This is a genomic window from Streptococcus sp. 4155, from assembly GCF_013276695.1.
Classification (GTDB): domain Bacteria; phylum Bacillota; class Bacilli; order Lactobacillales; family Streptococcaceae; genus Streptococcus; species Streptococcus pseudopneumoniae.
Window position 1 is genome coordinate 72,468 of sequence record NZ_VMLM01000022.1, and the last position, 12,774, is coordinate 85,241.

Sequence of the window (12,774 nt, forward strand, 5' to 3'; positions counted from 1 at the left end):
ATATCTACGGTAAGGCGACGCTGACGTGGTTTGAAGAGATTTTCGAAAAGTATAAAATAGATTGAATTTAGAATAGTCCACTGAGTTTTATAAAACATTGTTAGAAATTGGTTTGAATTCCGCAATCAATTTGTTCGGTTTTTATTTCATTTAATTTAATTAAATTAGAATTTCCCAACCGTTTAACTCAAGATAAAAATCCCCAATCGAAGCGATTGAGGATTAAGCAAATGAATCTTAAACAATACCTTGGGCAATCATAGCGTTTGCTACATTTTCAAATGCAGCAATGTTTGCTCCTGCAAGATAGTCTTTATCAAGACCATATGTTTCTGAAGTTGTTTTAGCTGTGTTGAAGATGTTTGTCATGATGTCTTTGAGACGTCCATCAACTTCCTCACGAGTCCATGAGAGGCGAAGACTGTTTTGGCTCATTTCAAGGGCTGAAACGGCTACACCACCAGCGTTGGCAGCTTTGGCAGGTCCGTAGAAGATACCATTTTCTTTGTAGATTTTGATGGCATCAAGGTCGCTCGGCATGTTGGCACCTTCAGATACACAGATAACGCCTTGAGCAACCAAACGTTTAGCTGCTTCACCGTTGATTTCGTTTTGAGTAGCACATGGAAGCGCAATATCATAGTTTCCAGCGTAAGTCCATACAGAACCTTCGTGATATGTTGCAGTTGCTTTCTCAGCTGCATACTCAGTCAAACGAGCACGACGTTTCTCTTTAACATCAACCAAAAGATCGAAGTCGATACCATTTTCATCGATGACATAACCGTTTGAGTCAGATACAGAGATGACAGTAGCGCCAAGTTCAGTCGCTTTTTGAAGAGCGTATTGAGCAACGTTCCCAGAACCTGAAATAACCACTTTCTTACCAGCAAAGCTATTACCGTTAGCTTTCAGCATTTCTTCAGTATAGTAAACCAAACCGTAACCAGTTGCTTCTGGACGAATCAAGCTACCACCAAATTCAAGAGGCTTACCAGTCAAGACACCAGCATCAAATTGGTTAAGACGCTTGTATTGACCATAAAGGTAACCAATTTCACGTCCACCTACGCCGATATCACCAGCAGGTACGTCAAGTGATGGTCCGATGTGTTTTTGCAACTCAGTCATGAAGCTTTGGCAGAAGCGCATCACTTCAGCATCTGTTTTACCTTTAGGATCGAAGTCTGATCCACCTTTACCTCCACCGATTGGAAGTCCAGTCAAGACGTTTTTGAAGATTTGTTCAAATCCGAGGAATTTCAAAATCCCTTGGTTTACAGTTGGGTGGAAACGAAGTCCTCCTTTGTATGGTCCAACAGCTGAGTTGAATTGAACACGGTAACCACGGTTTACTTGAATTTTTCCATCACGGTCAACCCAAGGAACACGGAAAGAAATTACGCGCTCAGGCTCAGTAATACGTGCCAAGATATTTTCTTCGATATACTCAGGGTGTTTTTCAAATACAGGTTCCAAAGTGTTGAAAAATTCTTCAACAGCTTGGAGGAATTCAGCCTCGTGCCCATTACGAGCTTTTACAGTTTCAAACACGCTTTGGATATATTCTTTAGCAGATGTCATATCGTTCTCCTTTTGTTGTCATATTTTATTACATGAGCTATTATAGCAGAATTTTTTTAAACTGTAAAGAGAAAAACAAAAATTTTCTAAAAATTCTTTCAATTTAGTTTTAAGACTTTTTGAAAATAGACAAAAAACGAACCTTTTTCTTGTAAATATCTTTCTCAAAGAGAAAATCTGAAAATATGCTATAAGAAAAGAAAATGTTTAGCAATTCAGAAATCACTTGTTAATTTATCCATGATATGTTAGATTTGCCAGCAAAACTATGACCATTTTGGAGGAAAGAAATATTTACATCTCCTTATTCAGGGCAGGATTTTCTATACAAGTATAGATGTCTTGCTGGAGTTGGATCATGGAACCCAAGCGGTTATTGAGATTTAGAACTATCATCAGAATTTTTTCATTAGACTTGTTCGGTAACCATAAAGTACTATACTATCTATGAACAAGACCCAGAAAAAGTAGCCTTATTTCTTAAGAATTTTAATAGTTTAAAGCACTTAGCACCTGTTTATATTGATGAAACAGGATTCGATACTTACTTTTATCGAGAATATGGTCGCTCATCAAAGGGTCAGTTAATAGGAGGTAAAGTCTCTGGAAGAAGATATCAGGGGATTTCTTTGGTTGCAGGTCTAACAAATGGTGACTTAATCGCTCCAATGACCTACGAAGAGACGATGACGAGCGACTTTTTTGAAGCATGGTTTCAGAAATTTCTCTTACCAACATTAACCACACCCTCAGTTATTATTATGGATAATGCAAGATTCCAATAGAATAGCTAGGATAGAATTCTTGTGTGAAGAGTTTGGGCATAAACTTTTACCCCTTCCTCCCTACTCACCTGAGTACAATCCTATTGAGAAGACATGTGCTCATATCAAAAAGCACCTCAAAAAGGTATTACCAAGTTGCAATACCTTTTACGAGGCTCTTTTGTCCCACTCTTGTTTCAGTTTGTTATAAACACCTAAGATAAGAGCTATACTAGGTAAATAAAAATCTCTATACTATTTGAAAGTGAAGACTACTCACTGTGAGATAGTATAGAGTATTTTTGTTGTAGTTAAACCATCCTACCCATTCCCCATTGTAATTAACACGGTAACCGTCTGGTGTAGTCGTATTGATTGCTAGAGCACCAGAGCTATAAGCATAGTACCATTTGCCAGATACCTTCATCCAGCCTGTTTTCATAGCACCTGAACCGTCGAGATAGTACCAAGTCTCACCGTCTTTCAACCAACCTGCTTGCATCCAGACTGAACTATCGAAGCGATACCAGATATTATCTAATTTTGCCCACTGATTGTAAGGGTAAGATCCCATCAAGTTGCATAAACTACCAACGCGAGCCAGCTTGTCGCCAAAAACCCATACTTTTACCTACTTCTTGCATTTGGTTAAAGAAATTGTAGGAATTATTCGTTGTACTCTTATTTTCATTTTTGATTTTATGAGTTCCGATAGCCTTCAAATTTTTGTCAAAAAGATTCGCCTTAGTCGCAAATGTTTGAATCTGAGAAGAGTAGGCTTCTATGTATTGAATGGCTTTTCCATAACCACCAGCTAATTCTTCAGAGCCACCAGATGATGTTCCGAAACTTTGTGCAACGGTAATCCATCCATTTTGAGTAACAGGGTTTTCAAAGGCTGCCAAACCCATATAGGTCAATTCTGGATTGATTAAGGATTCGTAGTGTCCAGTTTGATCAGAGACATTTGCTCCGCTACGAGATTTATAGAATATATTTCTCAATGGTACGCGCAACACCGTCTTCTTCGTTGCTTGCTGTAACGGCATCCGCAAGAGATTTGACATAATCGCTTGCATTTCCCATTGCAATGCCCATCCCTGCAAACTGGAGCATTTCGATATCGTTATTAGCATCGCCCATGGCCATAATCTCTGAGGAATCAATCTTCAAAATCTCTGCTAATCGTGAAAGAGCGGTAGCCTTGGTCGTTCCAAGTGGCATAGCTTCATAAATGACAGGCTGCGAACGAACTCCACTGAATCGTTGGCAGAGTTCCTCAGCAAAACGCTGCTCAAAATCGTCTGTTTGTTCTTCGTTGCCCAAAAACATGCCTTGGAACATACGATATTTACCACTAGTCGCTTCCTCAAGGGAAATTTCAGTCAAGTCTGAAAAGACTAGGTCGGCATCATTCTGGATGACTTGATTAGGCTTGCCACCGAGGACGAAATAATGTTTCTCATCAAAAAGAGTCAACTGAACATCACTTTTTTCAGCTAGATCATAGAGGTATTCGATGTCTGCTGGACTAAGTTCTTGCCAGTCAACCAAGCCCCAGTCGCTAGTCTGGTGAGTTGAACAACCGTTGTTAACAATCACATACTCATTCTGGAGATCAAGCCCCAGTTTTTTGTAGTAGGGGAGGACACCGAAAAGCGGGCGACCCGTACAGAGAACCAATTTGACACCTTTTTCAATGGCTTTGTGAATAGCAATAATGTGAGCTTGTGGGATTTCCTTGGCTTCATTGAGGAGGGTTCCGTCCATATCCAAGGCTAGTAGTTTAATCATAAGACTTCCTTCTTTATCTTTTGGTATTATTATAGCATATTTTGGAGAAGAAATTGATAGGAAGCTTGGGGCTAATTGATTTTACAGTTTAGGATGTTTTGATGACAATTCATGATTTGAAGAGGATATTTGGCCAAGATATGCTATACTAAACTTGTGATTCAATTAAGCAAACCATTCTATTCAATAAGCTAGTCAAGGAAAACAGAGGATTTAATATGAAAAAACGGATTATTCAGATTTTACTAGCATTATCCTTAATTTTTTACAAATCAACTTGGTTTTGGGGAATTTTCAATCACCTCGCAAAGCCCTATCTACCAGCAAGTCGTGAATTTTTTCAGATTCTGCTTTGGATGGAGAGTGGAGGTCTTTTATTAGCGGTCATCTATCTACTAGTTTTTGCAGGAAAGAAGACTTTTCATTTCAAATGGCAGCTGAGGCACTTTATCTACCTTTTACTGGGTTACATCATTTTGTATATGTCTGACGTCCTCTTGTCTTATTTCATACCCTCGTCTTCAAATCAAATTTCTTTGAATGAAACGATAGAAATGATAGGGAGACAGGAATTACCCTATTTCTTGCTCATGGCTTGCTTCATCGGCCCTATTGCTGAGGAATTGATTTATCGCGGTGTGCTTATGACAACCTTTTTCAAAAACTCGCCTTGGTACGGAGATGTCTTGCTTTCTGCTATTATTTTCGGTTATATTCATATCAATTTTGCTTTAACTCCTCTTGCTTTTTTCATTTATGCTAGTGGAGGTCTCATTTTAGCTCTACTGTATCGCATGACAAAAAATCTCTACTATCCAATACTAGTTCATATTCTCATCAATATCACTGCCTTCTGGAATGTATGGTTACTCCTATTTTCAGGAAGTTAGCTTACTAAAAAAATGTCGGAACTTTCCGGCATTTTCTTTTTTCACAAATAGTCAACGTTTTTCTTTTCGATATTGGAGTGGTGTGTATCCAGTTATTTTTTGAATTGATTTTGAAAATAAGGTTGGCTTGAGAAAGGCAGATAGTGAAGATAGTTAAGAAGGTTAAGAAGAATAGGATGTTCTTTTTTCCTTTTTGGAAAACTTCTAAAATATGGTATAATGAAAAGATAAAGAAGTTGGAGGTAGAAGATGAACATTCAACAATTACGCTATGTTGTGGCCATTGCCAATAGCGGTACTTTTCGTGAAGCTGCTGAAAAGATGTATGTTAGTCAGCCGAGTCTGTCTATTTCTGTTCGTGATTTGGAAAAAGAATTGGGTTTTAAGATTTTCCGTCGGACCAGCTCAGGGACTTTCTTGACTCGTCGTGGTATGGAATTCTATGAAAAAGCGCAAGAATTGGTTAAAGGATTTGATATTTTTCAAAATCAGTATGCCCATCCTGAGGAAGAAAAGGATGAATTTTCCATTGCCAGTCAGCACTATGACTTCTTGCCACCAACCATTACGGCCTTTTCAGAGCGCTATCCTGATTATAAGAACTTCCGTATTTTTGAATCAACTACTGTTCAAATTTTAGACGAAGTAGCGCAAGGTCACAGTGAGATTGGGATTATCTACCTCAATAATCAAAATAAAAAAGGGATTATGCAACGGGTTGAAAAGTTAGGCCTAGAGGTTATTGAACTAATTCCCTTCCATACCCATATTTATCTCCGTGAGGGGCATCCTTTAGCTCAGAAAGAGGAATTGGTCATGGAGGATTTAGCGGATCTACCAACGGTTCGTTTCACGCAAGAGAAAGACGAGTATCTTTATTATTCAGAGAACTTTGTTGATACCAGCGCGAGCTCGCAGATGTTTAATGTGACAGACCGTGCTACTTTGAATGGTATTTTGGAGCGGACGGACGCTTATGCAACAGGTTCCGGATTTTTAGATAGTGACAGTGTGAATGGCATCACAGTTATTCGTCTCAAGGATAACCTAGATAACCGCATGGTCTATGTTAAACGTGAAGAAGTGGAGCTGAGTCAAGCTGGAACTCTTTTCGTAGAAGTCATGCAAGAATATTTTAATCAGAAGAGGAAATCATGAAAAAAAGAGGAATAGTGGCAGTCATTGTACTGCTTTTGATTGCGCTGGATCAGTTAGTTAAATCCTATATCGTCCAACAGATTCCACTGGGTGAAGTGCGCTCCTGGATTCCCAATTTCGTTAGCTTGACCTACCTGCAAAATCGAGGGGCAGCCTTTTCTATCTTACAAGATCAGCAGTTGTTATTCGCTGTCATTACCCTGGTCGTCGTGGTAGGTGCCATTTGGTATCTACATAAGCACATGGAGGACTCATTCTGGATGGTCTTGGGTTTGACTCTGATAATCGCGGGTGGTCTTGGAAACTTTATTGACAGGGTCAGTCAGGGCTTTGTTGTGGATATGTTTCACCTTGACTTTATCAATTTTGCAATTTTCAATGTGGCAGATAGCTATCTGACTGTTGGAGTGATTATTTTATTGATTGCAATGCTAAAAGAGGAAATAAATGGAAATTAAAATTGAAACTGGTGGCCTGCGTTTAGATAAGGCTTTGTCAGATTTGACAGAATTATCACGTAGTCTCGCGAATGAACAAATCAAATCAGGCCAGGTCTTGGTCAATGGCCAAGTCAAGAAAGCTAAATACACTGTCCAAGAGGGCGATGTCGTCACTTACCATGTGCCAGAACCAGAGGTTTTAGAGTATGTGGCTGAGGATCTTCCGCTAGAAATCATCTACCAAGATGAGGATGTGGCTGTTGTCAACAAACCTCAGGGAATGGTTGTGCATCCGAGTGCTGGTCATACTAGTGGAACCCTAGTAAATGCCCTTATGTATCATATTAAGGACTTGTCGGGTATCAATGGGGTTCTGCGTCCAGGAATTGTTCATCGTATTGATAAGGATACGTCAGGTCTTCTTATGATTGCTAAAAATGATGAGGCGCATCTAGCACTTGCCCAAGAACTCAAGGATAAAAAGTCTCTCCGCAAATATTGGGCGATTGTTCATGGAAATTTGCCCAATGATCGCGGTGTGATTGAAGCACCGATTGGCCGGAGTGAAAAAGATCGTAAGAAACAGGCTGTGACTGCTAAAGGGAAACCTGCAGTAACTCGTTTCCACGTCTTGGAACGCTTTGGCGATTATAGCTTAGTGGAGTTGCAACTAGAGACAGGGCGTACCCATCAGATTCGTGTCCACATGGCTTATATCGGTCATCCAGTTGCTGGGGATGAAGTCTATGGTCCTCGTAAGACACTTAAGGGGCATGGACAATTTCTTCATGCCAAGACTCTAGGTTTTACTCATCCGAGAACAGGTGAGACCTTAGAATTTACAGCAGATATCCCAGCAATTTTTAAGGAAACATTGGAGAGATTGAGGAAGTAAGAATGAAAAAGAAATTAACTAGTTTAGCACTTGCAGGCGCTTTTTTAGGCTTGTCATGGTATGGAAATGTTCAAGCTCAAGAAAGTTCAGGAAATAAAATCCACTTTATAAATGTTCATGAAGGTGGCAGTGATGCGATTATTCTTGAAAGCAATGGACATTTTGCCATGGTGGATACAGGAGAAGATTATGATTTCCCAGATGGAAGTGATTCTCGTTATCCATGGAGACAGGGTATCAATACAACTTATAAGCATGTTCTAACAGACCGTGTCTTTCGTCGTTTGAAGGAATTGGGTGTCCAAAAACTTGATTTTATTTTGGTAACCCATACCCACAGTGACCATATTGGAAATGTTGATGAATTACTGTCTACCTATCCAGTTGACCGAGTCTATCTTAAGAAATATAGTGATAATCGTATTACTAAGCCTGAACGTCTTTGGGATAATCTGTATGGCTATGATAAGGTTTTAAAGACTGCTGCTGAAAAAGGTGTTTCAGTTATTCAAAATATCACACAAGGAGATGCTCATTTTCAGTTTGGAGACATGGATATTCAACTATATAATTATGAAAATGAAACAGATTCATCAGGTGAATTAAAGAAAATTTGGGATGATAATTCCAATTCCTTGATTAGCGTAGTAAAAGTCAATGGTAAGAAAATTTACCTTGGGGGCGACTTAGATAATGTGCATGGAGCGGAAGATAAGTATGGACCTCTCATTGGAAAAGTTGATTTGATGAAGTTTAATCATCACCATGATACCAACAAATCAAATACCAAGGATTTTATTAAAAATTTGAGTCCGAGTTTGATTGTTCAAACTTCGGATAGTCTACCTTGGAAAAATGGTGTTGATAGTGAGTATGTTAATTGGCTCAAAGAACGAGGAATTGAGAGAATCAACGCAGCCAGCAAAGACTATGATGCAACAGTTTTTGATATTCGACAAGACGGTTTAGTAAACATTTCAACTTCCTACAAGCCTATTCCAAGTTTTCAAGCTGGTTGGCATAAGAGTTCATATGGAAACTGGTGGTATCAAGCGCCTGATTCTACAGGAGAATATGCTGTCGGTTGGAATGAAATTAAGGGTGAATGGTATTACTTTAACCAAACGGGTATCTTATTACAGAATCAATGGAAAAAATGGAACAATCGTTGGTTCTATTTGACAAACTCTGGTGTTGCTGCTAAAAATTGGAAGAAAATCGCTGGAATCTGGTATTATTTTAACAAAGAAAACCAGATGGAAATTGGTTGGATTCAAGATAAAGAGCAGTGGTATTATTTGGATGTTGATGGCTCTATGAAGACAGGTTGGCTTCAATATAAGGGGCAATGGTATTACTTTGCTCCATCAGGGGAAATGAAAACGGGCTGGGTAAAAGATAAAGAAGCCTGGTACTATATGGATTCTACTGGTATCATGAAGACAGGTGAGATAGAAGTTGCTGGACATCATTACTATCTAGAAGAATCAGGAGCTATGAAGCAAGGCTGGCTTAAAAAGGCAAATGATTGGTATTTCTACAAGACAGATGGTTCACGAGCTATAGGTTGGATTAAAGACAAGGATAAATGGTACTTCTTGAAAGAAAATGGTCAATTACTTGTGAATGGTAAGACACCAGAAGGCTATACTGTGGATTCAAGTGGTGCCTGGTTAGTGGATGTTCCGATCGAGAAATCTGCTACAATTAAAACTACAAGTCATTCAGAAATAAAAGAATCCAAAGAAGTAGTGAAAAAGGATCTTGAAAATAAAGAAACGAGTCAACATGAAAGTGTTACAAATTCTTCAACTAGTCAAGATTTGACATCCTCAACTTCACAAAGCTCTGAAACGAGTGTAAACAAATCGGAATCAGAACAGTAGTAGAAAAGAAGGTTTTAGGGCCTTCTTTTTCCTATCAACTCTTTTCTATTTCCTGTTATTCATGTTATAATGGATAAATATGAATAATCGGAGTGAGACTATGAAATACAAACGGATTGTCTTTAAGGTGGGTACTTCTTCTCTGACAAATGAGGATGGAAGTTTATCACGTAGTAAGGTAAAGGATATTACCCAGCAGTTGGCTATGCTGCACGAGGCTGGTCATGAGTTGATTTTGGTGTCTTCAGGTGCCATTGCGGCTGGTTTTGGAGCCTTAGGATTTAAAAAGCGTCCGACTAAAATTGCTGATAAACAGGCTTCAGCAGCGGTAGGACAAGGGCTTTTGTTGGAAGAATACACGACCAATCTTCTCTTGCGCCAAATCGTTTCTGCACAAATCTTGCTAACCCAGGATGACTTTGTAGATAAGCGTCGTTATAAAAATGCCCATCAGGCTTTGTCGGTTTTACTTAGCCGTGGGGCGATTCCTATCATCAATGAGAATGATAGTGTTGTTATTGATGAGCTCAAGGTTGGGGACAATGATACTCTGAGTGCACAGGTGGCGGCCATGGTCCAAGCAGACCTTTTGATCCTCTTGACAGACGTAGATGGTCTCTATACAGGAAATCCTAATTCAGATCCAAGAGCCAAACGTTTGGAGCAAATCGAGACTATCAATCGTGAGATTATCGATATGGCCGGTGGAGCTGGTTCGTCAAACGGAACTGGGGGCATGTTAACCAAAATCAAAGCTGCAACTATTGCGACAGAATCGGGCGTTCCTGTTTATATCTGCTCATCCTTGAAGTCAGACGCCATGATTGAGGCAGCTGAGGAAACCGAGGATGGTTCCTACTTTGTTGCTCAAGAGAAGGGGCTTCGTACCCAAAAACAATGGCTGGCCTTTTATGCTCAGAGTCAAGGTTCTATTTGGGTTGATAAAGGGGCTGCGGAAGCTCTCTCTCAACATGGAAAGAGTCTCCTTTTATCTGGTGTTGTTGAAGCAGAAGGCGCCTTTTCTTACGGTGATATTGTGACAGTATTTGACAAGGAAAGTGGAAAATCACTTGGAAAAGGGCGTGTGCAATTTGGGGCATCTGCTTTGGAGGATATGTTGCGTTCTCAAAAAGCCAAGGGTGTCTTGATTCACCGTGACGACTGGATTTCCATTACTCCTGAAATCCAACTACTCTTTACAGAATTTTAGAGGTAAACTATGGTAAGTACACAAGAACAATTTGAACAGGTACAGGCTGTTAAAAAATCGATTAACACAGCTAGTGAAGAGGTGAAAAACCAAGCCTTGCTAGCCATGGCTGATTATTTATTAGCAGCTACTGAGGAGATTTTAGCGGCCAATGCCCTCGATATGGAAGCGGCCAAAGGTAAAATTTCAGATGTGATGCTGGATCGTCTTTATTTGGATGCAGGTCGTATAGAAGCAATGGCAAGAGGAATTCGTGAAGTGGTTGCCTTCCCAGATCCAATCGGTGAAATTTTAGAAACAAGTCAGCTTGAAAATGGTTTGGTTATCACCAAAAAACGTGTGGCCATGGGGGTTATCGGTATTATCTATGAAAGCCGTCCAAATGTGACGTCTGACGCGGCTGCTTTGGCTCTCAAGAGTGGAAATGCGGTTGTTCTTCGTAGTGGTAAGGATGCCTATCAAACAACCCATGCCATTGTCACAGCCTTGAAGAAGGGCTTGGAGACGACTACTATTCACCCAAATGTGATTCAACTGGTGGAAGATACTAGCCATGAAAGTAGTTATGCTATGATGAAGGCCAAGGGCTATCTAGACCTCCTCATTCCTCGTGGAGGAGTTGGCTTGATCAATGCAGTGGTTGAGAATGCGATTGTACCTGTTATCGAGACAGGGACTGGGATTGTCCATGTCTATGTGGATAAGGATGCAGACGAAGACAAGGCGCTGTCTATCATCAACAATGCTAAAACCAGTCGTCCCTCTGTTTGCAATGCCATGGAGGTTCTGCTGGTTCATGAAGACAAGGCAGCAAGCTTCCTTCCTCGCTTGGAGCAAGTTCTAGTTGCAGAGCGTAAAGAAGTTGGGTTGGAACCAATTCAATTCCGCTTGGATGAGAAAGCCAGTCAGTTTCTTTCAGGTCAAGCAGCTGAGGCACAAGACTTTGACACCGAGTTTTTAGACTATGTCTTAGCTGTTAAGGTTGTGAGCAGTTTAGAAGAAGCGGTTGCCCATATTGAAGCCCATAGTACCCATCATTCGGATGCCATTGTAACGGAAAATGCTGAAGCTGCAGCTTACTTTACAGATCAAGTGGACTCTGCAGCTGTCTATGTCAATGCCTCAACTCGTTTTACCGATGGTGGACAATTTGGTCTTGGATGTGAGATGGGAATTTCTACTCAGAAACTTCATGCGCGTGGCCCAATGGGCTTAAAAGAATTAACCAGTTACAAGTATGTTGTCGCTGGTGATGGACAGATAAGGGAGTAAAAAAATGAAGATTGGATTTATCGGTTTGGGGAATATGGGTGCTAGCTTAGCCAAGGCTGTTTGGCAAGCTAATAGGACAGATAAGTTTCTTCTTTCTAATCTAAGTCAAGATAGAGTGGATGATTTTATTGCTAGCTACGGAGGTCAAGTTTCTAGTAATGAGGAAATCTTTGCGGAAGCAGATGTGATTTTTTTAGGAGTGAAACCAGCTCAAGTGTCTACTTTACTTGCGGAATCTCAAGATATTCTTGAAAAACGGGAGAGTCTGCTCTTAATTTCCATGGCAGCGGGTATAAAGCTGGAAAAACTAGCTAGTCTTGTTCCAAGTCAGCACCGTTTAATTCGCATGATGCCCAACACTCCAGTTTCTATCGGTCAAGGAGTCATTAGTTATGCCTTGTCAGCTAACTGCCAAGTAGATGATAAGGAAGTCTTTTGTCAACTTTTACAACATGCTGGTTTATTGTTTGAAATCAGTGAAGGGTTAATCGATGCTGCAACGGGTCTTGCAGGTTGTGGACCAGCCTTTGTCTATCTTTTTATCGAGGCCTTGGCAGATGCAGGTGTTCAGACTGGATTGCCACGAGAAACAGCATTGAAAATGGCAGCTCAAACTGTGGTAGGAGCTGGACAATTGGTCCTTGAAAGTCAGCAACATCCTGGAGTTTTGAAAGACCAAGTTTGCAGCCCAGGCGGTTCGACTATCGCTGGTGTAGCGAGCCTAGAAGCGCATGCTTTTCGAGGAACGGTCATGGATGCAGTTGGTCAAGCCTACAAACGAACACAAGAACTAGGTAAATAAGAGGTGGATTTGTCTGCCTCTTTTATGGTGGTTGATACTCTTCGAAAATCTCTTCAAACTGCGTCAGCTTCCATCTGCA

The 12,774-nt window shown here is 40.3% G+C and carries 10 protein-coding genes and 4 pseudogenes; 10 read left to right on the top strand and 4 right to left on the bottom strand.

What is annotated here, in order from left to right:
• Window positions 1-237: 237 nt before the first annotated feature.
• The gene (gdhA, locus tag HT715_RS03195; protein WP_000199528.1) at window positions 238-1,584 is read right to left on the bottom strand and encodes an NADP-specific glutamate dehydrogenase; all 1,347 of its coding nucleotides are present in this window, start codon (window positions 1,582-1,584) and stop codon (window positions 238-240) included.
• A gap of 203 nt (window positions 1,585-1,787) precedes the next feature.
• Between gdhA and HT715_RS11830 the strand changes: the two are divergent.
• Both HT715_RS11830 and HT715_RS03200 read left to right on the top strand, forming a co-directional pair.
• Window positions 1,788-1,968 (top strand): annotated as a pseudogene (locus tag HT715_RS11830) (hypothetical protein); the annotation flags it as partial.
• Between the two features lie 56 nt (window positions 1,969-2,024).
• A pseudogene (locus HT715_RS03200) lies at window positions 2,025-2,559 on the top strand (transposase); the annotation flags it as partial.
• 111 nt (window positions 2,560-2,670) lie between these two features.
• Here HT715_RS03200 and HT715_RS12380 read toward each other — a convergent pair.
• Both HT715_RS12380 and HT715_RS03215 read right to left on the bottom strand, forming a co-directional pair.
• A pseudogene (locus HT715_RS12380) lies at window positions 2,671-3,334 on the bottom strand (choline-binding protein C); the annotation flags it as partial.
• Window positions 3,333-4,142 (bottom strand): HAD family hydrolase, encoded by an 810-nt coding sequence (locus HT715_RS03215; RefSeq protein WP_172922821.1) that lies wholly within the window; start codon window positions 4,140-4,142, stop codon window positions 3,333-3,335. The pseudogene HT715_RS12380 and the gene HT715_RS03215, both read right to left, overlap by 2 nt.
• A 218-nt stretch (window positions 4,143-4,360) precedes the next feature.
• Between HT715_RS03215 and HT715_RS03220 the strand changes: the two genes are divergently transcribed.
• Entirely contained in the window at window positions 4,361-5,032 is a 672-nt protein-coding gene (locus HT715_RS03220) for a CPBP family intramembrane glutamic endopeptidase (protein WP_000746011.1), read from the top strand.
• A 51-nt stretch (window positions 5,033-5,083) separates the two neighbouring features.
• Here the strand turns inward: HT715_RS03220 and HT715_RS03225 are convergent.
• Window positions 5,084-5,289 (bottom strand): annotated as a pseudogene (locus HT715_RS03225) (AraC family transcriptional regulator).
• On the opposite strand from HT715_RS03225, the gene HT715_RS03230 reads away from it, so the two are divergent.
• The 7 genes from HT715_RS03230 to proC all read left to right on the top strand — a co-directional run bounded on the left by HT715_RS03230 (window position 5,282) and on the right by proC (window position 12,695).
• On the top strand, window positions 5,282-6,190 hold the full coding sequence (locus tag HT715_RS03230; protein ID WP_001025687.1) for a LysR family transcriptional regulator: 909 nt from the start codon (window positions 5,282-5,284) through the stop codon (window positions 6,188-6,190). The pseudogene HT715_RS03225 and the gene HT715_RS03230 sit on opposite strands and share 8 nt — an antisense overlap.
• Window positions 6,187-6,648, top strand: a complete 462-nt coding sequence (gene lspA / locus HT715_RS03235) for a signal peptidase II (RefSeq protein ID WP_000745672.1) — start codon at window positions 6,187-6,189, stop codon at window positions 6,646-6,648. The genes HT715_RS03230 and lspA overlap by 4 nt, the downstream gene beginning before the upstream one ends.
• Complete coding sequence (locus tag HT715_RS03240) at window positions 6,638-7,525, top strand: RluA family pseudouridine synthase (protein ID WP_000403212.1); 888 nt, start codon at window positions 6,638-6,640, stop codon at window positions 7,523-7,525. Before lspA ends, HT715_RS03240 begins: the two co-directional genes overlap by 11 nt.
• 2 nt (window positions 7,526-7,527) lie before the next feature.
• A complete protein-coding gene (gene cbpE / locus HT715_RS03245) occupies window positions 7,528-9,411 on the top strand; it encodes a phosphorylcholine esterase CbpE (protein ID WP_000728244.1) in 1,884 nt (627 codons plus the stop codon).
• Window positions 9,412-9,511: 100 nt separating this feature from the next.
• On the top strand, window positions 9,512-10,621 hold the full coding sequence (proB, locus tag HT715_RS03250; RefSeq protein ID WP_233053295.1) for a glutamate 5-kinase: 1,110 nt from the start codon (window positions 9,512-9,514) through the stop codon (window positions 10,619-10,621).
• Between the two features lie 9 nt (window positions 10,622-10,630).
• Entirely contained in the window at window positions 10,631-11,893 is a 1,263-nt protein-coding gene (locus HT715_RS03255) for a glutamate-5-semialdehyde dehydrogenase (protein ID WP_138699527.1), read from the top strand.
• A gap of 4 nt (window positions 11,894-11,897) precedes the next feature.
• Window positions 11,898-12,695, top strand: coding sequence for a pyrroline-5-carboxylate reductase (proC, locus tag HT715_RS03260; RefSeq protein ID WP_138699526.1), 798 nt, complete (start codon window positions 11,898-11,900; stop codon window positions 12,693-12,695).
• The last annotated feature ends 79 nt before the right edge of the window (window positions 12,696-12,774 follow it).